Origin of the sequence: Salinispirillum sp. LH 10-3-1, from assembly GCF_030643825.1 — a bacterium.
GTDB lineage: Bacteria > Pseudomonadota > Gammaproteobacteria > Pseudomonadales > Natronospirillaceae > Salinispirillum.
Genome location: NZ_CP101717.1, coordinates 1,639,944 through 1,661,220, shown reverse-complemented (window position 1 = coordinate 1,661,220; position 21,277 = coordinate 1,639,944). Strand labels below are relative to the sequence as shown.

The 21,277-nt window shown below is 53.7% G+C and carries 19 protein-coding genes; 11 read left to right on the top strand and 8 right to left on the bottom strand.

Annotated elements, in window-relative coordinates; all coding sequences use genetic code 11:
- Nucleotides 1-5 precede the first annotated feature (5 nt).
- Nucleotides 6-917: a LysR substrate-binding domain-containing protein gene (locus NFC81_RS07300; protein WP_304996871.1), complete on the bottom strand. Its 912-nt coding sequence runs from the start codon at nucleotides 915-917 to the stop codon at nucleotides 6-8.
- Nucleotides 918-1,077: 160 nt separating this feature from the next.
- Between NFC81_RS07300 and aspA the strand changes: the two genes are divergently transcribed.
- The gene (gene aspA, locus NFC81_RS07295) at nucleotides 1,078-2,520 is read left to right on the top strand and encodes an aspartate ammonia-lyase (protein ID WP_370529900.1); all 1,443 of its coding nucleotides are present in this window, start codon (nucleotides 1,078-1,080) and stop codon (nucleotides 2,518-2,520) included.
- Nucleotides 2,521-2,557: 37 nt separating this feature from the next.
- Here aspA and pepN read toward each other — a convergent pair whose 3' ends face one another.
- From pepN to NFC81_RS07275, 4 genes are read right to left on the bottom strand one after another with little or no spacing between them, the layout of a single operon-like run.
- Nucleotides 2,558-5,194 (bottom strand): aminopeptidase N, encoded by a 2,637-nt coding sequence (pepN, locus tag NFC81_RS07290; protein ID WP_304996870.1) that lies wholly within the window; start codon nucleotides 5,192-5,194, stop codon nucleotides 2,558-2,560.
- An 8-nt stretch (nucleotides 5,195-5,202) separates the two neighbouring features.
- On the bottom strand, nucleotides 5,203-6,072 hold the full coding sequence (locus NFC81_RS07285) for a DUF2797 domain-containing protein (protein WP_304996869.1): 870 nt from the start codon (nucleotides 6,070-6,072) through the stop codon (nucleotides 5,203-5,205).
- Complete coding sequence (locus NFC81_RS07280) at nucleotides 6,062-6,316, bottom strand: DUF1315 family protein (protein WP_304996868.1); 255 nt, start codon at nucleotides 6,314-6,316, stop codon at nucleotides 6,062-6,064. The genes NFC81_RS07285 and NFC81_RS07280 overlap by 11 nt, the downstream gene beginning before the upstream one ends.
- Nucleotides 6,317-6,331: 15 nt before the next feature.
- Nucleotides 6,332-7,231 carry an NAD(+) kinase gene (locus NFC81_RS07275; RefSeq protein ID WP_304996867.1) on the bottom strand — a complete coding sequence of 300 codons (900 nt, stop codon included), beginning with the start codon at nucleotides 7,229-7,231 and terminating at the stop codon, nucleotides 6,332-6,334.
- A gap of 37 nt (nucleotides 7,232-7,268) precedes the next feature.
- Here NFC81_RS07275 and NFC81_RS07270 point away from each other — a divergent pair, with 37 nt between their 5' ends.
- From NFC81_RS07270 to NFC81_RS07250, 5 genes are all read left to right on the top strand, one after another.
- The gene (locus NFC81_RS07270; RefSeq protein WP_304996866.1) at nucleotides 7,269-8,294 is read left to right on the top strand and encodes a DUF1853 family protein; all 1,026 of its coding nucleotides are present in this window, start codon (nucleotides 7,269-7,271) and stop codon (nucleotides 8,292-8,294) included.
- On the top strand, nucleotides 8,291-8,896 hold the full coding sequence (locus tag NFC81_RS07265) for a DNA-J related domain-containing protein (protein WP_304996865.1): 606 nt from the start codon (nucleotides 8,291-8,293) through the stop codon (nucleotides 8,894-8,896). Before NFC81_RS07270 ends, NFC81_RS07265 begins: the two co-directional genes overlap by 4 nt.
- Nucleotides 8,897-8,991: 95 nt before the next feature.
- Nucleotides 8,992-10,086, top strand: coding sequence for a tRNA (uridine(54)-C5)-methyltransferase TrmA (gene trmA, locus NFC81_RS07260; protein ID WP_304996864.1), 1,095 nt, complete (start codon nucleotides 8,992-8,994; stop codon nucleotides 10,084-10,086).
- A gap of 62 nt (nucleotides 10,087-10,148) precedes the next feature.
- Nucleotides 10,149-11,054 (top strand): alpha/beta hydrolase, encoded by a 906-nt coding sequence (locus tag NFC81_RS07255; RefSeq protein ID WP_304996863.1) that lies wholly within the window; start codon nucleotides 10,149-10,151, stop codon nucleotides 11,052-11,054.
- Nucleotides 11,055-11,163: 109 nt separating this feature from the next.
- The gene (locus NFC81_RS07250) at nucleotides 11,164-12,363 is read left to right on the top strand and encodes a TraB/GumN family protein (protein ID WP_304996862.1); all 1,200 of its coding nucleotides are present in this window, start codon (nucleotides 11,164-11,166) and stop codon (nucleotides 12,361-12,363) included.
- 6 nt (nucleotides 12,364-12,369) lie between these two features.
- Here NFC81_RS07250 and NFC81_RS07245 read toward each other — a convergent pair whose 3' ends face one another.
- On the bottom strand, nucleotides 12,370-13,380 hold the full coding sequence (locus NFC81_RS07245) for an AraC family transcriptional regulator (RefSeq protein WP_304996861.1): 1,011 nt from the start codon (nucleotides 13,378-13,380) through the stop codon (nucleotides 12,370-12,372).
- A 113-nt stretch (nucleotides 13,381-13,493) separates the two neighbouring features.
- Here NFC81_RS07245 and NFC81_RS07240 point away from each other — a divergent pair, with 113 nt between their 5' ends.
- The 4 genes from NFC81_RS07240 (at nucleotide 13,494) to NFC81_RS07225 (ending at nucleotide 17,366) form a co-directional block, all read left to right on the top strand.
- Nucleotides 13,494-14,351 (top strand): sterol desaturase family protein, encoded by an 858-nt coding sequence (locus tag NFC81_RS07240; protein WP_304996860.1) that lies wholly within the window; start codon nucleotides 13,494-13,496, stop codon nucleotides 14,349-14,351.
- 117 nt (nucleotides 14,352-14,468) lie between these two features.
- Entirely contained in the window at nucleotides 14,469-15,245 is a 777-nt protein-coding gene (locus tag NFC81_RS07235) for a tryptophan 2,3-dioxygenase family protein (RefSeq protein WP_304996859.1), read from the top strand.
- Nucleotides 15,246-15,271: 26 nt separating this feature from the next.
- Nucleotides 15,272-16,450: a kynureninase gene (locus tag NFC81_RS07230; protein WP_304996858.1), complete on the top strand. Its 1,179-nt coding sequence runs from the start codon at nucleotides 15,272-15,274 to the stop codon at nucleotides 16,448-16,450.
- A gap of 85 nt (nucleotides 16,451-16,535) precedes the next feature.
- Entirely contained in the window at nucleotides 16,536-17,366 is an 831-nt protein-coding gene (locus NFC81_RS07225) for an HDOD domain-containing protein (RefSeq protein ID WP_304996857.1), read from the top strand.
- Nucleotides 17,367-17,396: 30 nt separating this feature from the next.
- On the opposite strand, the gene rlmKL is transcribed toward NFC81_RS07225, so the two are convergent.
- On the bottom strand, nucleotides 17,397-19,544 hold the full coding sequence (gene rlmKL, locus NFC81_RS07220) for a bifunctional 23S rRNA (guanine(2069)-N(7))-methyltransferase RlmK/23S rRNA (guanine(2445)-N(2))-methyltransferase RlmL (protein WP_304996856.1): 2,148 nt from the start codon (nucleotides 19,542-19,544) through the stop codon (nucleotides 17,397-17,399).
- A 381-nt stretch (nucleotides 19,545-19,925) separates the two neighbouring features.
- On the opposite strand from rlmKL, the gene rmf reads away from it, so the two are divergent.
- Nucleotides 19,926-20,153, top strand: a complete 228-nt coding sequence (gene rmf / locus NFC81_RS07215) for a ribosome modulation factor (RefSeq protein WP_304996855.1) — start codon at nucleotides 19,926-19,928, stop codon at nucleotides 20,151-20,153.
- Between the two features lie 88 nt (nucleotides 20,154-20,241).
- On the opposite strand, the gene NFC81_RS07210 is transcribed toward rmf, so the two are convergent.
- Nucleotides 20,242-21,252: a quinone-dependent dihydroorotate dehydrogenase gene (locus NFC81_RS07210; RefSeq protein WP_304996854.1), complete on the bottom strand. Its 1,011-nt coding sequence runs from the start codon at nucleotides 21,250-21,252 to the stop codon at nucleotides 20,242-20,244.
- Between the last annotated feature and the right edge of the window lie 25 nt (nucleotides 21,253-21,277).

Genomic DNA, 21,277 nt, shown 5'->3' with positions numbered 1-21,277 from the left:
AATCGTTAAAGCGCTTTCTCCAGTCGGCGCCAGAGCTTGTCAATCGCCGGTTTACGTACCAAAGCACATCGGTATAACCGAATTTCAAGCGGCGCATGCCACTGCTCACCACCACAGACCACTAAGCGACCTTCTTCCAACTCTCGTTCAATGCACAACTTGGGCACCCACGCCACGCCTGCCCCATTTAACGCCATGCCTTTAAGTCCTTCCGCCATTGCGGTTTCATAGACGGTACGCAGGCGCAGTAAGATGGGGTCATTTTTCAACAGCAGGCGCACCGTACGACCAAGAAAAGCCCCCGGCGTATAGGCCAGCAAGGGGATGTCGGCATCACTGGATGCATCTAATGAATACAACGGCAGGCCTGTTTCAGCGTCTGGCACACACACCGGTAACATGGTGGTGTGAGCCAACGGGATGGAAGGAAAGGTGTGTGCGTCAAGCTGCAAAGTAGCGTAAGAGTCGTAGTACACCTGCATCAGGTCGCAGTGCCCTTCCCGCAGCGCATGTACGGCATCTTCGACGTTCATCGCGACCAGCCGTAAGGACAAATTGTCCATCACGTCCTTCACGGTGGTTACCCAGTCAGGAAAGAAGCTGAAGGCCAATGAATGCGCTGCAGCGACCTCTATGACTTGCTGTGTGTTCAGTTGCAAGCCTCTTAACCGGCTGATGCTTTCATGCAACTGCGCCACCACATTGCGCGCGGTGATGAGAAACATCTGCCCTTCCGGTGTTAAGGCAACAGGAGTGGTCGATCGATCAACCAGTGTCACCCCGACAGCCGCTTCTAAGGCCTTAATTCGCCGACTGAAGGCAGGCTGTGTGACGTGCCGTCGTTCAGCGGCTTGCGAAAAACTGTGCGTAGCGGCCAAGGCCAAGAAATCTTCCATCCATCGCGTTTCAAAATCCAAACTGCACCTCCGCTGCGCCTTTTATTAAAGCGTTTTTTGTTGTTATTCCTTCCTATTATGCACATTTTGCATAATGCATCCATTTTCAGCATTGGAATTTACGGTGTTGTCGCAGGCAGAATGGCACCTCAATTCATAACGCAGGTGATTCGTAAGCATCATGAACCCAGTCCCACGCCAGGAAGAGATACTCCAACAACCTCATCGCATGGAGAAAGATTTACTCGGCCCCCTGGCCGTTCCAGCCCAGGCCTATTACGGTGTGCAAACACAACGTGCCTTGGAGAACTTTGCCCTTACCGGCGTTCCACTGTCGCACTTTCCAAAAATGATTGTGGGTCTCGCCATGGTCAAAAAAGCCGCTGCTTCGGCTAATGCAAAACTTGGACTCTTGGAAAGCAAGCGAAACGAAGCTATTCAATACGCTTGTGATCGTTTGATTCAGGGTGAGTTTCACGACGAATTTGTGGTCGACATGATTCAGGGTGGTGCCGGTACTTCCACTAATATGAACGCCAACGAAGTCATCGCCAACATTGGTCTGGAATACTTGGGTCATGCAAAGGGCGCATACGAACACCTGCATCCGAATAATGACGTCAACATGTCGCAGTCAACCAACGATGCCTACCCCACCGCTATCCGTGTGGGCTTGCAGCTTTCACACGCAGAACTGGTCGACAGCCTTGCGTTATTACGCGATTCGTTCGCGGCTAAAAAAAACGAGTTCAGCGACGTCATCAAGATGGGCCGGACGCAACTGCAAGACGCCGTACCCATGACCCTCGGCCAGGAGTTTGGCGCATTTGCGACCACCTTGGGCGAAGACATTGACCGTATTGCCAGCCTGTTTGACCTGCTGCGTGAGGTCAATTTGGGCGGCACCGCCATCGGCACTGGCATCAATGCCGACCCCGACTACGCCGTACTGGCGGTCAACGAGTTATCGCAGGTTTGCGGCCACGATATGCGTCTGGCGCACGACTTGATCGAAGCCACTTCCGACATGGGTGCGTTTGTGCTGTTCTCCGGCATGACCAAGCGCTTGGCCATCAAGCTATCGAAGATCTGCAACGACTTGCGCTTGCTGTCCAGTGGTCCACGCACCGGTTTCAATGAGATCAATCTGCCACCGCAACAGCCCGGCTCGTCCATCATGCCTGGCAAGGTAAACCCGGTAATCCCTGAAGCGGTTAATCAGGTGGCCTATCAAGTGATCGGCAATGACCTCGCTATTACCATGGCCGCCGAGAACGGCCAGCTGCAGTTGAACGTGATGGAGCCGCTGATCGCTTACAAGATCCTCGAATCCATGCGTTTGTTGCGCCGCGCCATGGACATGCTGCGTGAGCGCTGCATCGATGGCATTACCGCCAACCGTGAACGGTGCCGTGAATTGGTTGCCAGTTCAATTGGCTTGATCACCGCGCTAAACCCATACATTGGCTACGACAATGCCACGCGCATTGCTAAATTGGCCTTGGAAAGTGGGCGCTCGGTATTGGACTTGGTACTGGAAGATGGTCTGTTAACCGCAGAAGAGCTTGATGAGTTTCTGAAACCCGAAAACATGATCAATCCGCGCCCCATGCGGATCCGCTAGGTGAGAAAAAGTTGGGTGGCCTTAGCCACCCATTTTTTTAGGCTAAGGAGGTATCTAATGACTTAGAGACGACCTCATACACATCCTTCGACAAAGTCTCTACGTCCAGAATACGCTTGAGTTGAGCCTGCATTGCAGCTTGAATCTCAGGTGTATAGCGACGCCAGTAGGTGAACGGCGTACACAACCGTGCGGCTATTTGTGGATTCAGTGAGTTCAGGCGAATGATGCTGTCGGCCAAGAAGCGATAGCCTGCGCCGTTGTCCGCATGAAAGCCTACGGGATTGCGCATTGCAAACCCACCAATCACACTGCGCACCCGATTTGGGTTGGTCCAACTGAAGCCATCGTGCTCGGTCAGCAACTCCACTTCACGCACGCGTACTCGTGGTGCCGAGGCTCGAATGGACAGCCACTGCTCGGCCATTTGCGCGTCTTTGTGCCAACGCTGGTAGAACGCCGCCATGGCATTGTCCCACTCTTCATTCGCAACTTGCCCCCACAACTGCAAGGCTGCACTTTGGTCGGTCATATTATCAGCGGCTCGGTACATTTCTGCTGCCAAGCGCCACGCATTTTGATCCGCCATGATGCGATAACTCAGAGCTACACTGTGCAGCGCGCGGCGCGCTACTTGGTGATGCTCAAACGCGTAGGTGCCGGACGGTTGAGTTTGCTCGAACACGGCAATCCACTCGGCTTGCAACGCCTGCCCCAAATGACGACGCAAAGCGGTGTGTACTTGGTCTAGCGCCACCGGGTCAACCGGCTTGTATTGTTCGGCCATGTAAGCCTGACCGGGCAAACGCAACAGGCGAGCTTTAACGGCAGGGTCAAGATCGGCATCTTGCAACACATCACGCATTGCATCGGTCAACACCGCCTGTAAGTCGCCATGTTCTGCCTGCTCTTGCACCGCCGCCAACAAGGTGCGAGTCGCCAATGTTTGCATGGCATCCCAGCGGTTGAAGGCATTGCTGTCGGAACTCACCAAACGGCGAAGATCCTCTACTGTGTATGGGTATTCCAGAATCACCGGGGCAGAGAAATCACGCAGCAATGAAGGTACTGCGTCTTCGCTGACACCTTCGAGCACCAATGTGTCATCACGCTCGCGCAAACTGAAGACCTGTAGCTCGGAATCAAACCCTGGATGACGCGTACTAAAGGTTAAATCGGAGCCACTGTTCTTGCCCACCAAACCAAGTTTTACCGGGATATGAAACGGTGCTTTGTTTGGCTGCCCCGGTGTCGCCGGGCAGCTTTGGCTGAACTGCAGTGTGAAGGTCTGGGCGGCACCGTCGTAGTTGCCTGTCACGGCCAAACGGGGAGTGCCCGCCTGATCATACCAGCGTTGGAACTGGCTCAGGTCGATACCCGACACTTCTGCCATACAGTTAACAAAGTCTTCTGTAGTCACGGCTTGCCCGTCGAAGCGCTCGAAGTACAGGTCAGATGCCGCACGAAAACGCTCGGCTCCCAACAAAGTGTGCAGCATACGCACCACTTCAGCGCCCTTCTCATACACGGTCAGCGTGTAGAAGTTATTGATCTCGATGTAGGAGTCCGGTCGGATCGGGTGCGCCATAGGGCCAGCGTCTTCCGCAAACTGCGAGGTGCGCAGCAGGGTTACGTCGTCCATCCGCTTCACCGCACGCGCGTGCGTATCGGCAGTAAATTCAGCGTCGCGGAATACCGTAAAGCCTTCCTTGAGGCTCAACTGGAACCAGTCGCGGCAGGTGACGCGATTGCCACTCCAGTTGTGGAAATATTCGTGCGCTACTATGGCTTCAATCCGCTCGAAGCCATCATCGGTTGTGGTTTCAAGGTCTGCCAGTACGCAAGCCGAATTGAAAATATTCAGCCCCTTGTTCTCCATGGCGCCCATGTTGAAATGGTCCACGGCGACGATCATAAAGATGTCCAGATCGTATTCTCGACCATACACTTGCTCATCCCAGACCATCGACTTCTTCAAGGATTCCAGCGCAAATTCTGTCTTGTGCAGATTGTGAGGCTCGACATAGATTCGTAAGTCGATGGTACGGCCTGACATGGTAACAAACTCATCACGCACGTCTTTTAGATCACCGGCTACCAGCGCAAACAAATAGGCCGGCTTAGGAAAGGGGTCATGCCACTCGGCAAAATGTCGATCATCGGCCAGCTCACCGGCGGCGATCGGATTGCCGTTAGAGAGCAACGTGGCAAATTCTTTGGGCGCTTCGATGCGTGTGGTGAACACCGACAACACATCTGGTCGATCAGGGAAATAGGTGATTTTACGGAAGCCTTCGGCTTCACACTGAGTACAGTACATACCACCGGAAACATACAAGCCTTCTAACGACGTATTGGTCGTCGGATAGATGTGTACAACGGTATGCAGCGTGAACTCACCCTCTGCGGGTGCAGGTAAACGCAGCTCTTCGCCAACGATTTCATAGTCGGGCACTGTCTGCCCATTCAGTGCTAGGCTCTTAAGATCCAGGCCAACACCGTGTAGCACAATGGGCTGTAATGTGGTGTAACGGTCGTTGGCACGCAAACGCAATTCTGCTTTTACTTCGGTGTATTCAGCGAAGATGCTGACCGTTAACTGTGTTGTGTCTACCCAATAGGCCGGAGCTTGATAGTCACTGAGCTGGATGATCTGAGGGGTATCGGTGCGCATAGCTGTCTCTATTCCTGTACTTTGAGTGTCACTTCGTAACCGCTGAAGCGACGTATATTGATGACACCGGTGTCTAGAATCAGATACTGACCTTTCATACCCAGTAACTGGCCTTCTACCGCCGCGTCCTTGTCAAAATTAAATGAGTTGAACTTTTCTGGCATTTTTTCAATTGGGTAGATAACGGTATAAATATCAGCCTGCCCAATCATCTGTATGGCCTGAATGCCATGCTGCGACTGCAAATCACGAAGATCATCGGCACAGTCGTTAAACAACTGGTCTCGAATGGCCGCCAAGTCCAAGGATTCGTCCGTACTTTTCAGCATGGTGCGCCAGTTCGTTTTATCGCTGACGTGCTGTTTAAAGAGCACCTCAATAAGCCCTGCTAAATAGCGTGACCGCACACGGGCTACCGGAATGGCCTGATGCGCCCCTTGGTCCAACCAACGGGTCGGCACCTGAGTGCCGCGTGTAATACCGACTTTTACTTGGCCGGTATTGGCGAGATACACATAATGCGTCTGAAAACAGTTGCGCTCGCCCCATTCTGGTTCGCGGCAAGTGCCTTGATCAAAATGACACTTTTCCGGGCTCATGATGCAACTGTCGGCTTGAGCCAAGCTCATGAAATGGTCATAACAAAAGCCCTGCCAACTCTTTTTCGTCTGCGTACCGCAGTGCTGGCAAAATATGCGCCCGGTGTGTTCCAGGCGAATCTGTTTGCCGCGTAACGGATTCAACGGCACGGATTGCTTACCGATCAACAGACTGTATTGCGGCCCATCTTCGGTCACCGTGATAGGCATCTTGTCCAGAACACCTGCTGCACCGATGCTGGTCATGGCTGCATCGCCGCCAAACATATCAGGCGTCATCACGATTAACCGTTGGAATGACTTCAGGCTTAGCGGAAGACTGGCATTCATTGCGCGGGATAAACCCAGTACGCTGATCTTCCGGTAAGTTGGCGGCTTCCCACGTCAGTATGGCTTCCATCACCGTCTGTTTCTGCTCGGCGGTCAGGGCCTTACCGTCCGGCCATTTGCCAGTCTCTAGGGCGGCGCGAAAACGCTCGTAAATCTCTGGCGTTAAGCCGGAGGCGGTTGCGGAAAAACTCATCCTGTACCTCTTGATTCAGTCATCGCCAAGGCGTGAGCCCCAGCCTAATTTTGTTCTGCAGGTTTCGTAGTAGTTGTGATCCGACGGATGCAAAAGATGCAGTCGATGCGGATGCCTACGAATAACCAGTACATCCCCGTTGCGAGTCTCCATGTGACTCTGCGCATCCGAGGATACATGCGGTGGCAAATCATTATTATCGCTGATGGCGATACGAATTTCACTGCCAGCGTCGATCATTAAGGGTCGACTGGTCAGGGTATGCGGGAACATAGGCACCAGTACAATGGCATCCAGACTCGGGTGCATAATGGGCCCACCTGCCGAGAGCGCATAAGCCGTAGAACCGGTGGGCGTTGACACAATCAGTCCATCGGAACGCTGACTGTAGACGAACTGATTGTCGATATGGAGCTCGAATTCGATCATACGGATAGACTGCCCAGGGTGCAGCACCACATCGTTCATTGCCATGGCTTCGCCAACAACCTCGTTGTTGCGCAGCAGTTGCGCCTCCAATAAGAAGCGATTCTCCATCACGTAGTCGCCGGACAATACGCGCTCTACCGCACCCGGCAAATCCTGCGGCATGATATCGGTTAAGAAACCCAAGCGACCTCGGTTGATTCCGAGCAGTGGTTTTTCATAACGCGCCATATCACGCGCCGCGCCCAGCAGTGTACCGTCACCACCCACTACGATGATTAAATCAGCCCACTCGCCAATGGCTTGCCGCGAGCTAAAAGCCACCACAGGCGCACTGCCGTTCGCCATACTGCTCTGTAATTCACTGTCAAACTGTAGGGTCAAACCCTTTTCGGCTCCCCAGTGGCGTAAGCGCTGCAAGGTAGACACCACGCTGTCACTGCCAAGACGGCCAAGTACGCCAATTTTGTTAAAGCTGAAGGTTTCCAATACACTACCCCCTATAGTCTGCGCCAAGCATAACAGAATGAATCAGACAGATAACACCGTGTTGTTCCATAAACCGGCGAGAGAATCCGCTGATAAACCGGCGAATGACCAAGCCCATGAGCAACCGCCTGAAACAGCGGACTCGGGTGAAGCTCAGGTATCCTCTCAGGACTTATGCACGCAGATTAGGCGCGACCTATTGTGGGCGATTTCCAGCGCCGACCGTTGGTCTGCATCATCCGCGTTTGAGGTGGGAGATCAGCACCGCCTGCATCAATGGGTCGACGCTGTTCCTGATAGAGCCCTAATGACGTCTGACTTACCCCGTTTGCAACAGCGCCGCTTAGGCCATTACTTCGAAGCTCTTTGGTTGTTTTACCTGCAACATCAACCAGACTGGCAACTCCGTCTCGCCAATCAAGTGGTGTTTGATGATGCCCCAAACGACAAGCGCACCATTGGCGAAATTGACTTTGTGCTGCAACACCGGGATTCTCGGCATCTACTGCATTTAGAAATTGCCGTTAAGTTTTATTTGGCGGTGCAGCACCGCAACCACACCTACTGGGTAGGCCCATCACTGAAAGACAATTTACAACGCAAACTCGACCATTTGGCGCACCATCAACTTCCACTGGGCCGCCATGCCGATATCGTCGCACGACTCAATAAGCCGCCCGATGAACATCTGGCAATCATTAAGGGACGCGGTTTCTGGCCTCGTTCAGGGAGTGCCCAGCGAGTGGACGATACAACACCAAACCCTCATGAAACCGATGGATTATGGCTAAGTCTTACGGACGCCACTGAAGCACTGCGCGATCAGCGCTTGGCGGTGCTGGATCGGCGCGAATGGCTGGCCGGGCCGGATCAACCAAGCTGGCAGCCCTTCTGCACCGAGCTACTGTCCCTATTAAAAGAACGTGCTCCTGTACAGGTATGGCTTGCGCCCACTGTTGCCACAACCGCGCCACCCAAGGCCATGTTCATAGTGCCTGATGACTGGCTGGCGCAGGCCAAACAATTCATCGATCAAGAATGCGCCGCGGGGAGGCCAATATGATTCCCGCCGATGAACTGATGCCTCGACTTGAAGCCTTACTGCGTCAGCACCCTCTCGGCATCAGCGAGTTCGATATCATTACCGCGCTGCATAATGATCCTGACACGCCGTTTAAAAAGCCCGTTATGTCCGACAGCTGGGCTTTATTTCAATGTCATTTTTGGTTGTTCCATTGTCTGCATTTGCTGCGTTTGGAACTGGCCGCCCGCACTGGGGAGCACATCAGCATCATTGCCACCCGCGTGGAACTGCAACCCCAGCGAACGGAAGCGGTCGTGGATGAGCACACCAGCACGATCCGTCAACTTGCGGCGCTTGCCGACCCGATGCAGGAATACTATCTCGACATTGAAAACCTGTATCGAGAAACCCCGGAGAGCATTCACGAGAAACTGGATCATTTTTGGCGGCGCTTAAGTGATCCTGTCCATGAGCAAGACGACTGGGCCATTCTGGAGCTCAAACCACCGATTTCCGCCGACCGGCTTCGCCAACAATATCGACGCTTATGTCAAAAGCATCACCCTGACCGAGGTGGCAATGCCGAGCACTTCCGCCAAGTGCAGTCTGCGTATGCTCGATTACGCGGCAGCAAGCGCTGACGACGAAGAAACCGCCACGCAAATTCAGAGTGATGAGTTCCGTTTCATTTTCCGGTAGTATTCGGGCTCCATCAGTTATAGAGCTTATCTGCGCAATGTCAGACCGCCCCGGCCAGGTTTATCCCGCCCTGTACCAATCCCAATTGGATGCTAAGCTTGCGCAGTTGCGCGAAGAATTCTTACCCGTTTATCAGGGCGATATTGATGTTCATGCTTCACCCGACGCGCACTTTCGCATGCGTGCCGAGTTCCGCGTGTGGCATGAGGGTGAGCGCAGCTATTTCGCGATGTTTGATCCTGAGAATCCGCGCGACCCTATTGAAGTGCCTGATTTTCCGATTGGCTCCGAAACCATCAATCGTTTGATGGAGTTATTGCTGGAAGCCATTCACCAAGATCCGGAGTTACGTTATCGCCTGTTTCAAGTTGAGTTTCTAACCACCTTGTCGGACGAAGCCTTGGTGACCTTGGTGTATCACCGGAAACTGGAAGATGCTTGGACAGAGTCAGCCCAAACACTGGCAGATAACCTAGGAATACAGATCATTGGGCGCAGTCGCAAACAACGCATTGTGCTGGACCGTGATTACGTTACCGAATGTCTGGTGGTCAATGGGCGCAAGTTCCATTATCGACAGATCGAGAATAGCTTTACTCAGCCCAACGCCCAAGTGTGCGAAAAAATGCTGGAGTGGGCGTTGCAGCAAGCGGAACCCTTGAGTGGCGACCTGCTGGAACTGTACTGTGGCCTTGGTACCTTCACCATTCCGTTGGCCCAACAGTTTGACCGGGTACTGGCGACGGAAATTTCCAAAACGTCCGTACGCGCGGCAGAGATTAACCTTGGGTTAAATGGCACCGAGAACGTGGTCATCGGACGCATGGCCGCCGAAGACTTCAGTACTGGCTGGCGCACCGGCGAAGGTCGCCGCATAAAGGACTATCAGCTCGATCGCTACAATTTCACGACCGTGTTCGTCGACCCGCCACGTGCTGGCCTCGACGATGACACCGTAGAGTTGGTGCGCGAGTTCGACAACATACTGTACATATCATGCAACCCGGAAACTCTATTGGATAATGTGCAAGCATTGAGCAGTACGCATGAAGTAAAGCGCTTGGCGCTGTTTGATCAGTTCCCTTACTCACATCATAGAGAGGCTGGCATCCTACTCAGCAAGAAAATGTAAGTCTAAACGACCCACAAACACGTAGGTAAAGCACCATCAGAATTTCTTTGGAATACCGTCTAATGCGTCTGCTTTACCTCATAGCCCTGCCGGTAGCGGGTCTGCTTGCCAGTTGTGCCCAACACACACAACAAACCGAAGCTGCCTTGGTAAATGCCGAGGTAACCGAACCCAGTGGCCCGGTTGGCTATCGCACCCTTGAGCAACTGATCTTCTCCCCTCCAGATTGGCCTGCGACTCTGCATGGCGACCTGTACCTTCCGGAATTGCCAGGCCCCCACCCGACCATATTGCTGGTGCATGGCGGCGGCTGGGAAGCACGTTCGCGCCAAGACATGAATAGCACGGCGCGTCGGATGGCCCGCCAGGGCTTCGCGGTTTTCAACGTGGACTATCGCTTTGCCCCTGAATTCCCATTTCCAGCCCAGCTGCACGATGTTCAGGTAGCAATGCACTGGCTACACGACCGCGCTGAGCACTACCAACTGGATACTGACCGCATCGCCGCCGCCGGGTTTTCATCCGGCGCGCACATGGTCAGCTTATTGGCTGCGGTGGCGGATCAACCGACGACGCTCAACACACCCTATGGCGGCCCAAACACCCGCCCCATCGCTGTGATTGCCGGGGGGACACCAACCGACCTCCTGAAGTTCTCGGGTGGCCGACTGGTCGAACAGTTCCTGCAAGGCACACCGCATGAAATCCCCGACGTCTATGCCTTGGCCTCACCCATGTGGCACCTGCACAGCAACGCCCCACCCTTCTTTCTCTATCATGGGCAGAATGACCGTCTAGTGCCCATTGAGCACAGCACCGATTTTGCACATGCCCTAACCCATTTCGGAGTACCACATGAGCTTTACGTCATGCGCGTACGTGGCCATGCCTCTGCATTTATCACCTCGCAACGCGCCATTGACCAAGGCTTAAACTTTGTAAGGCGTGTGTCAGGGGCCGCCGATTGAGCCTCTAGGTGCTGTCCTTGCTCTGGCTTTTTCGCGTACAATGCGCGCACCGCAGTTAATAGATGCCCAAGAATTCGCTATGACCACAGCCAGCCTCACGGAAGTTCCTATGTCGACGACACCAGGACCACGTCGTATCGTTCGTAAGCACGATACTGAATACACCCTGTTGGGCACCGCCCACGTATCCAAAGCCAGTGCCGAAGAAGTACGTACTCTGATTCGTTCAGGCGAATTCGACGCCGTTGCGGTAGAGCTGTGCCCGGCGCGCTATCAGGCCATGAGTGAGCCCGACCAGATTGCCCAGATGGACCTCTTTCAAGTCATCAAGCAAGGCAAAGCGGGTATGGTCGCTGCCAATCTGGCTATGGGGGCATTTCAGCAGCGCGTCGCCGATGAGTCGGGCATAGCGCCCGGTGAAGAAATGAAGGCCGCTATTGAAGAAGCTCAAACCGCCGAACTGCCTCTGTTCGTTATCGATCGCGACATCGGCATCACCTTGCGTCGCGTTTATCGCGGTGTCCCTTGGTGGCAGCGATCACAGCTGATCGCGGGCATCATCGGTAGCCTGGTATCCAAAGAGAAGGTTTCGGCAGAAGAAATCGAGCGCTTGAAAGAAGGCGACGTATTGCAGTCGACCTTCGCCGAGTTCGCCGAAGAATCCGAAGGCCTCTACCAAGCGTTAATCACCGAACGCGATCACTACATGGCGCTGCGTTTGGCCGAGGAAAACGGCGATAGCCGCTACAAAAAAGTGTTGGTCGTGATCGGTGCTGGGCATTTGGCGGGCATAGAAACCAATCTGCACAGCCATCTACCCACCAACCCGCGCGAACAGCGTGAGATTCTGGAACGCGTGCCAAAAGGCTCAAACTGGCTGAAATATGTCCCCTGGATTATTGCTGCCCTGATCATTACTGGCTTTGCCATTGGCTTCAGTCGTGGACCAGAACTGGGCTTACGCCTGGTAACCGAATGGGTTCTGATCAACGGTACGCTGACGGCCTTCGGCATTCTAATTGCGCGCGGGCATCCGTTGACGGTCATTGCCGGGTTCTTTGCTGCGCCCTTCACCTCATTAAACCCCACCATTGGGGCTGGCTTCGTCGCGGCAGCGGTAGAGATCTTTGCGCGTAAACCTACGGTTGGCGATTTCGCGCACCTGCGTACTGATGTCAGTACAGTAGGTGGATGGTGGCGTAACCGCGTATCACGTACTTTATTGGTGTTTTTCTTCGCAACTCTGGGCTCGGCTTCGGCGACCTACATCGGTGGATTCCGTATTTTCGGTCAGCTCACCGGCGGCTAATTGCAGCTAAGTTCGGTTAGTAGCCTGCTGGCGATAGCGGCCCGGTGTTGCATCAAACCAGCGTTTAAACGCTTTTTGAAACGCGCTCTGATCTGCGTAGCCGAGCAGAAAAGCGATATCCGTGAGCGACAGCTGGTCATCACGGATATAGCGCTCGGCCATATCTCGCCGTACGTCATCTAACAGTTGCACATAACTCACCCCTTCCTCGCTGAGTTTACGCTGGAGCTGACGCTCTGACGTAGCCAGTTGCTGCGCCAACCAAGACAGCGTGACCTCACCACTGGCGAGGTGTTCCGCCACCAAGGCCTTTGCGCGTTGCAACTTATCATTGCCACTGAGATTAACCAGCAAGCGCTCGGCATACGCTTCCATCATCGCCAGCACTTCAGCGTCTTGCGACACAATAGGCAGGCCTAGGTAATGCCCGGGAAAGGTTAACGCCACACTGGCCTGCGCCCATAAAACAGGACAACGAAACACCCGTTCATACTCTGCATGCGCCTGTTCCGTTGGGACTGCATAGGGCACAGACACACGGGTGGGCGCCAGTGACTGACCAGTAATCCAACGCGCAATGGTTACCCAGCTGGCCAGATTGTCTTCGACTTGCTGTCGAGACGCCGCAGGCTCCCCTGAATCCCAACGCAGTTGCACCTGCTCTCCTAACGCCTCATAGGTCACTTGACCACGACCGCTCACCAGATTCTCATAGCGCGCATGGCGTTGCATCGCATCGCCCAGTGTCGCACAACTCATCACGACATAGCCGAGTACTCCATAGCGCCCAGATTTGATCCCTTCACCGACATGCAACCCCAGGTGCGGGTCCTCTAACTGGGTAGCGGCAGCATCGAGCATTTGCTCGTACAGTGTCACGGGGAAGCGCTTCTGTCCGTCTGCCACATCGCCTCGTTGCACCCCGAAAGGCGCTAAAAAGTGATCGACGTTGACGCCCTGCAACACCAGGTGATCGACCAATCCGCTGAGATACTGTGCGCTGAGAGACGGCTCCATGAAATTCCTATTTGTCGTACCAGAACAATAATAATGGCGTGTTAGAACAAGGCAGAAACGCTGCTTAATCCTATAATTATTCCTAATATAACAAGGTTAAAGAGTCTTCCCCTATGTCATTCAACCCAGAATATATATTGCTAGCCTTGGCACCGGTGTTCTTCCTATTTATTTTTTGGGAATGGCGTTGGTTACAGCGCCACCCTGAGCTCACCAACGCACAGTACAGTTTGAAGGACACCGTATCGAATGCAACCCTAGCGTTTCTGCATCAGGTCGGCGAGCTCATTGCCGCCGTTGCCATTCTCAGCGTGTATACTTGGTTTTTTGACTGGCGGTTGTTCGACATTCCGATGACTTGGTGGAGTCTCGCCTTCGCCTTTGTGCTACAAGACTTTCTGTATTACTGGTTCCACCGTTGTAGCCACCAAATTCGTTGGTTGTGGGCAGCCCACGTTGTCCACCACTCATCTGAACACCTGAACTTTTCGACAGCGTTTAGGCAAAGCCTGATGTACCCGGTAGCCGGCATGTGGGCGTTTTGGATACCGATGGCTGTCGTAGGCTTCGCCCCCGAAACCATCATCATGGTTGTTCTGCTGAATCTGGGCTATCAGTTTTTTGTACACACTCAAGCTGTGCGTCGACTTGGTGTGCTCGAACACATCTTCAATACACCCTCACATCATCGGGTACATCACGCCAGCAATCCAGAGTACATCGATCGCAATTACGCTGGCGTGCTCATTATATGGGACAAATTCTTTGGCACCTTTGTGCCCGAGCAAGACGATAACCCCTGCGTATACGGTATCACGAAGCCGGTGCGCACCCACAATCCCATAACACTCACCTTTCATGAATGGCGCGATATGCTGCGCGACGCCACAGCGCCCAACAAACGCTGGCAAGACCGTATCGGTCATCTGGTGAAGCGCCCAGATTGGGCTCCGCAGGAATCCAATAAGTGACCATAGCTGTCTGTGCACGAAAGTTTGCACCACCGATCGGTTTGCGACGCCTGCATGGCTTCGCCATCGTAGCGATACAGGCTAAGCTGACGGCATCTTGTAACGAACGAATGCCTCATGCTGACCTATTCTTCCTATTTAAAAGTCGACGAGCTGCTGAGCTTGCAACAACCCGAGTCCAAGCCCGTAGAACACGACGAAACCCTGTTCATTATCATTCACCAAACTTATGAGCTCTGGTTTAAGCAGTTGCTGCACGAGATCGATTTCTGCAACCGACTGATGGCGGATGGAGACACTGCGCGCGCCGCACACACCTTGCAGCGGATACTGAAGATCATGAAAACGCTGGTTGGCCAGGTTGATATACTGGAGACCATGACGCCCTTGGAGTTTGCCAGTTTCAGAACCTTCTTGGCTTCCTCCAGCGGCTTCCAAAGTTATCAATTCCGCGCCTTCGAGTTCGCGCTCGGCTACAAACGACTGGACCCGTTGAAACACCAACCGAAGAACAGCCCAGCTGCGCAACAGCTCAATGAGCGCCTGGCTCAGCCCAGCGTCTGGCAGCATCTTCTGATGTTGCTGGCGCGCCGCGGCTACAACATTCCAGACGAAGCCTTAGTCGTGTGCAATGCCGCCACCGAACCAAACGAGAGTGTGCAGGCTGTGCTGCTGGAGGTGTATCACCAAGTACCAGACTTAACACTGATACTGGAACTGCTCGTGGACCTCGACGAAGGTTTGCAGGAATGGCGTTATCGCCATGTTCAAATGGTGCGTCGCACCATTGGAAGCAAAATGGGTTCCGGTGGCAGTGAAGGAGTAGGTTATTTGCAAACCACCCTATTCAAACCTGTGTTTCCAGATTTGTGGGCCATACGCGCTCAGTTTTAAACGAACCGTTTTTTTGGAGTGCTAGCATGTCAGACTGGTCAACCACCGCCGCACAGTTACAGCGCCACTACAGCGCGTTTAAGGTATCCGAACGAATCCTGCTGACCGGACACTCCCATCAAGCGTGGCCGGACGTCGCCCGCGAAGGCCAACTGTTGGCCTTCGACCACGCGACCACGCACGTTGATGACAAATGGGCCCAGGCTTTTGCGCAGGCCGATCGTGTGCGCACTGGTTTTGCCGAACGACTTGGTGACACATCTGGCGAATACGTACTTGGCCAGAACACCCAGGAGCTATTGGTACGCTGGCTTTCTGCCCTGCCGCTAGACCGTAAACCGCATTTGGTCACCACAGACGGTGAGTTCCATTCTATGCGCCGCCTACTCGCACGGCTCAACGAAACCGACTTAACGGTGACGCGTGTGGCCACCGAACCCGTGGACACATTGGCCGAGCGACTTTGGGCAGCCTGCACTGAACAGACCGCCGCAGTAATGTGCTCTATGGTGTTGTTTCAAACCGGTCAAGTTGTGCCTCATTTACCCAACTTGGCGCAGCGCTGCCAAGAGCGTCAGTTGCCCTTGCTGCTGGACGCCTATCATCTGGTCAACGCCCTACCCTATGACATGGATACCACACTGCCCGACAGCACCTTTGTTGTCGGCGGGGGCTACAAGTATTGTCAGCTGGGTGAAGGCAACTGCTTTCTGCGCGTCCCCAAATCCTGTGACTGGCGACCCTTGGTAACGGGCTGGTACGCGGAATTCGCCGAACTGAGTCAGTCCGCCGGAACATCAGTAGCTTATGGCACGGGCCGCTGGGCATTTGAAGGCTCGACCTATGACCCGACCAGTCACTACCGAGCCGCCCGGGTGTGGCAATTCTTCGCCGAGCAGCAACTGAACGTAGCGACATTACGCTCCATCAATATCGCCCAACTTACCCTGTTGCGCGAACGCCTTAGTCAATACCACTGGCCCACGCATGTGGAGCTCCCTAGTCAACAACTGGCGGAGCTGGGTGGATTTCTCGTAATACGAACCCCAGAGGCAGCGGCGTGGTCCAATCAGCTTCGTAGCTTAAACGTCTGGACGGACAGTCGTGGAAACTGCTTACGCTTTGGCCCAGCGCCTTACCTAACCGCCGAGCAAATCTCAGCCGCTGTCGAACGTCTACATCAGGTAGCAACGCAAACCTTGTAGGAGTTTGTTAGACTCCTGTTGATCAGTGTATGGTATTTAATCAGGATAGCCTTATAATGGGTTAACGGATCATCAGGAGCGGCTCATGAAAGAGCAAGCAGAACAACTCCTCCGACAAATGGAACGCGACATTGCGGCAAACCGTCTCATTTTGCCGTCGTTGCCTGAAGTGGCTATGCGGGTAAGAGAACTCACATCAGATCCCAACTGTGAAATTTCTCATTTGGAGCGTGAAGTTGCCAAAGACGCGGCGATCTCAGCTCGCTTAATGAAGGTTGCCAACAGCTCCGCGTTATTACGTGGTTCTCCACTCACCTCTTTGCGTCAAGCCATCACCAATCTTGGCTTCAGCTTGGTACGTTCACTGGTCACCCAGCTCGCCATTCTACAAACGATGCAGTCCGGACATGACAAACAGCGCTTACGTGGCTTCGTTGCAGGCGGGCTGCGTATCAGCGCATTGTGCTATACCCTAACGGGCTATCAGAAACATCTGGATCAAGAGCAAGCGGCCTTAGGTGGCTTACTGCACGATATTGGAAAGCTGCCCTTGCGCGAATTCCTAGAAACCCGCCCTGAATTGTCTCCTGAGCAACGGTTGCAGTTTGAGCAACTGCTCCACCCTATGGTTGGTGCCATGATGTTAAAACGCTGGCAAATGGTGGATTCGCTGGTGCAGATGGCGCGTGAGCACGAACAAATCATGCGTGAAACCGGCAATCCAGAAGCCGACTATGTCGACATTGTCATAGCGGCCAACCTTCTGCACTACGGCACGGATAAAGGCCGCTATGCGAAGTACGCTGGAGTCACCGTACCGGCCATTGAAAAATGCATTCGTGGCCACGCAGAAGAAAACGTACACCAGAGCACCGAAGAGCGCATGGCATTGGCGTTAGCGCTGATCAGCGCTTGACGCCAGCCCGATGCGTTTCTGCGCTTTTGATCAGGTTCGATGCTTGATTAGCCAACAACCATGAATTTTCTGGTTGCGCTCGTAATCGGCCGGAATAGACTTCTGCCGATAATCTTGCACGTCATAGTTTTCTAACACCGCGTCGTCCATTTTGAACTTGCGGAAGTTGTTCGAGAACACCAACGTACCGCCCGGCACCAAAACTTTCATAGCGTTGTCGATCAGTTCTTGATGGTCACGCTGCACGTCAAAGTGGTCACGCATCCGCTTCGAGTTGCTGAACGTCGGAGGGTCCAAGAAGATCAAATCGTACTTGCTCTGAGCGTCCGCCAACCACTCTACGACATCGGCTTGAATGAAATTGAAACGTTCCGGTTTCAGTTTGTTCAGACGGAAGTTTTCTTTCGCCCATTCCAAGTAGGTATTCGACAAGTCGACGCTGTCGACCCGCGATGCGCCACCGATAGCCGCATGCACACTGGCGGCGCCGGTGTAACAAAACAGGTTCAGCACCACTTTGTCTTTGGCTTGTTGTTGCAGCCAATAACGCATTGGGCGGTGGTCCAGAAACAAACCGGTATCCAAGTAATCCGTCAGGTTGATGATGAAGCGCGCACCGTGCTCGAACACGATCTGGTCGTTACCCGTGCTGCGCTGGTCATCCTGCTTTTCGTATTGGCTGCTGCCCTTCTGTTGCTTGCGCTGTTTCAGCACCACCTGGTCGGCCGGTACGTTCAGCACTTCGGGCAGGGTCATCAAGGCAGAGTTCAAGCGTTTTTGTGCTACGTTCGGGTCGATGTCTTTCGGTGGCGCGTATTCCTGCACATGTAACCAGTCACCGTAGCGGTCAACGGCTATGGAGTATTCTGGAATGTCGGCGTCATAAACCCGGTACGCATTGGTAACGCCGCTTTTAATAAAGGGCTTCAACTTACGCAGGTTTTTGGTGATGCGGTTGGCGAGGTCTTCCGCCAGCACTTTGGCAGGACGTTCTTTCTGCGCCAGCGATTCAAAGCGGAACAATTTGCATTCCAAATCGCCGTTCATCAAGCGATATTCTTTGCTGTAATACAAATTCGACAGCGTGATGGGCACATCGGCCTGCGTGAAGATCGCGCCTTGAAAGGCTTCTGATAACGAGCTCATAAAGCCACCTAAGGCCTCGTACAACGGCTTTAACTCGGCGACGGAACTCAGGCGTTCGCCGTACGGCGGATTACAGACCACCAGACCACTCTCGGTCGGCGCGGCCCCCGGCATGGCTGCAATATCACAATGGCTCCAGCGCGCTTCCGGCAAACCGATAGAACGCCAATGACGGCGGGCTAAATTGAACATGTCGGTGTCGGCATCGTTGCCCCAGAACTCAAACCGCTTGGCGTTTTTGAGCTTTTCGTCACGGCGTTCTTCCGCTTCTGCTACCAAGCTATCCCACAACGCCTGGTCGTGCCCCAGCCAGCGGCGCGCCAGATTGTCTTGACGCAGCAAGCCCGGTGCCCAATCAAAGGCCATTAATGCCCCTTCGATCAACAGCGTGCCGGAACCGCACATCGGATCCACCAGTTGCACAGCGGCTTTATCGCTGGCGATATGCTCTGGCCAACCAGCGCGAATCAGAACGGCAGCGGCAAGGTTTTCGCGCAGCGGAGCTTTAGCACCCGGTTGACGGTAGCCGCGATGGTGCAGGCTTTGGGCGTTCAGCTCGATGCCTACCGTGCCCTGCCCCTTGTGCAGATTCACGACAATGTTGATGTCCGGGTCATTGCTGACACTGGGACGCACGCCATGCGACGCGGTGAAATAATCAACAATTTGGTCTTTTACCCACTGGGCGCCAAACTGCGTGTTGCGCAGGTCTTCCGTACGACCCAAAAACCGGACTTTCAATGAGCCATTGGGGTGAAGGTGATCTTCCCACGCGATGCTCAACAGCAGTTCGCGCAGTTCGTCTTGGTTGCTGGCTTTGCCAGAAGCCACCTGCAAGGTCGCGCGCGACGCAAGACGGCTCCACAGTACCACGCGATAGCCTAAAGCGAGATCGCCCTCGGCCTGAACCCCTGCATGACCAATTTTTACAGTTTCTGCACCCAAGGCGGTCAATTCATCGGCAAGCAATGGCTCAATGAATTGTGGGCAGGCGAAAAACCATTGCAGGGTGTCCGATGTTCTTAGATGCATTTTGTATGTAAACCAGTTTTTAATAAATATGAGCTATAAGTGGATCAGCTTGAATGTTTTTGCCGACATCAAAGCACCCGTAAATCAGTTGGTTACAAGCGCATGACATTTTTAAGAACTTTTGGCGATCAACAGACCCACCGTTAGAACTCCAAAGCATTCGACACCTGCACCGCTCCTGCCGTAAAACTAAGACATGCCGTCGGTTTGTATTCCCGATGGTGTCCCATGCAGTGCCCGAATTTTTCATCGGAGCCACTGTCACCGTGACGCGGCATGCAAGTGCCCTGAAAGGAAAGGAGTATAGCAGGATCGTTTCATAATTCCGCTCTTATAGAGCAGTTCCCTGAACATCTTCGACAATGCAAGAGGTCGACTTTTATGAAAAGACAGAAACGTGATCGTTCCGACAGAGCTTATCAGCGTGGTTATTTGGCAGGTCTGGAGGGACGTTCAAAGTCGTTATGTCCGAAACCGGATGGTACCGAACACCAAGAATGGATGAACGGTTGGCGTGAAGGCCGTGATGATATGTGGAATGGCTTTCAAGGTGCCAGCGCGGTACACAAGCTAAACCGAGTCGTTTATCACCAAATCCATCAAGGGTAACTCGTCCAGTTATTTCAGGAAACAGGCCGCGCAAGCGGCCTGTCACCGAACAAACCGCTCTCTTTCGTAATACCTTCCGCAAAACCTCTTACAAAATGGCTTCCTGAACCTCTTTCAGTAGTGAAGGCCCTTGGTAGATAAACCCGGAATACATCTGCACCAAACTCGCCCCGACGTCCATTTTCGCACGCGCCGAAGGCCCGTCAACGATACCGCCCACACCGATCACCGGCATGGCACCGTCCAATGCCTTCACCAACACGGCCAGCGCATGCGTGGAGGCTTCTGCCAAGGGTTTACCACTCAAACCACCGGCTTCATCGGCGTGCTTCAAACCCTGTACGCCCGGACGTTCAATGGTTGTATTGGTCGCGATGGCACCGTCAACACCGGCTTTCCGCAATGAGGCGGCGACGGAACGAATCTCTTCATTGGTCATGTCAGGGGCAATTTTCACCAATACGGGCACTGCTTTTTCATACTGTTTGGCCAATGCTGCACGCTCTGTCATCAGGGTGGACAACAACTGGTCGAGCATATCGCCGAACTGCAGCGCCCGTAAGCCCGGCGTATTCGGTGAAGACAGATTCACGGTGATGTAGTCCGCATAGGGGTACACCGCTTTTAGGCAGATTAAATAGTCGTCGGCCGCATTCTCAACCGGTGTATCGAAATTCTTGCCGATGTTCACACCCACAATGCCATCAAAGGTGCGTTTCTTCAGGTTGGCCACCATGTGGTCCACGCCCAGGTTGTTAAACCCCATGCGATTGATGATGGCTTGCGCTTCGGGCAAACGAAACAAACGCGGTTCAGGGTTGCCCGGTTGCGCGCGTGGCGTGACAGTACCCACTTCTACGTGGCCAAAACCCAGAGCGCCAAGAGCATCGATGTAGTCGCCATTCTTATCCAAACCGGCGGCCAAACCGATTTGATTGCGAAAATTAAGACCAAACAAGGTGACGGGCTTGGCGGGCACGCGCGGTGCAAAAATGGAGGTCAGTCCCAATCGTTTGGCCGCTCCCAAGGAATCCAAACTGAATTCGTGGGCTGTTTCTGGCGTAAGCTTGAACAATGCGGCTTGCAGGTATTGGTACATAAGTACACTCCTTAAAAATACTGGC

What these genes read in the sequence shown, in the direction of transcription:
- NFC81_RS07265 (WP_304996865.1), top strand. Translation starts at nt 8,291, where the DNA reads ATGATTCCCGCCGATGAACTGATGCCTCGACTTGAAGCCTTACTGCGT.
- NFC81_RS07245 (WP_304996861.1), bottom strand. Translation starts at nt 13,380, where the DNA reads ATGGAGCCGTCTCTCAGCGCACAGTATCTCAGCGGATTGGTCGATCAC.
- NFC81_RS07210 (WP_304996854.1), bottom strand. Translation starts at nt 21,252, where the DNA reads ATGTACCAATACCTGCAAGCCGCATTGTTCAAGCTTACGCCAGAAACA.
- NFC81_RS07235 (WP_304996859.1), top strand. Translation starts at nt 14,469, where the DNA reads ATGCTGACCTATTCTTCCTATTTAAAAGTCGACGAGCTGCTGAGCTTG.
- NFC81_RS07280 (WP_304996868.1), bottom strand. Translation starts at nt 6,316, where the DNA reads ATGAGTTTTTCCGCAACCGCCTCCGGCTTAACGCCAGAGATTTACGAG.
- pepN (WP_304996870.1), bottom strand. Translation starts at nt 5,194, where the DNA reads ATGCGCACCGATACCCCTCAGATCATCCAGCTCAGTGACTATCAAGCT.
- trmA (WP_304996864.1), top strand. Translation starts at nt 8,992, where the DNA reads ATGTCAGACCGCCCCGGCCAGGTTTATCCCGCCCTGTACCAATCCCAA.
- NFC81_RS07285 (WP_304996869.1), bottom strand. Translation starts at nt 6,072, where the DNA reads ATGACGCCTGATATGTTTGGCGGCGATGCAGCCATGACCAGCATCGGT.
- rlmKL (WP_304996856.1), bottom strand. Translation starts at nt 19,544, where the DNA reads ATGCATCTAAGAACATCGGACACCCTGCAATGGTTTTTCGCCTGCCCA.
- NFC81_RS07255 (WP_304996863.1), top strand. Translation starts at nt 10,149, where the DNA reads ATGCGTCTGCTTTACCTCATAGCCCTGCCGGTAGCGGGTCTGCTTGCC.
- NFC81_RS07250 (WP_304996862.1), top strand. Translation starts at nt 11,164, where the DNA reads ATGTCGACGACACCAGGACCACGTCGTATCGTTCGTAAGCACGATACT.
- aspA (WP_370529900.1), top strand. Translation starts at nt 1,078, where the DNA reads ATGAACCCAGTCCCACGCCAGGAAGAGATACTCCAACAACCTCATCGC.
- NFC81_RS07225 (WP_304996857.1), top strand. Translation starts at nt 16,536, where the DNA reads ATGAAAGAGCAAGCAGAACAACTCCTCCGACAAATGGAACGCGACATT.
- rmf (WP_304996855.1), top strand. Translation starts at nt 19,926, where the DNA reads ATGAAAAGACAGAAACGTGATCGTTCCGACAGAGCTTATCAGCGTGGT.
- NFC81_RS07230 (WP_304996858.1), top strand. Translation starts at nt 15,272, where the DNA reads ATGTCAGACTGGTCAACCACCGCCGCACAGTTACAGCGCCACTACAGC.
- NFC81_RS07270 (WP_304996866.1), top strand. Translation starts at nt 7,269, where the DNA reads ATGAATCAGACAGATAACACCGTGTTGTTCCATAAACCGGCGAGAGAA.
- NFC81_RS07240 (WP_304996860.1), top strand. Translation starts at nt 13,494, where the DNA reads ATGTCATTCAACCCAGAATATATATTGCTAGCCTTGGCACCGGTGTTC.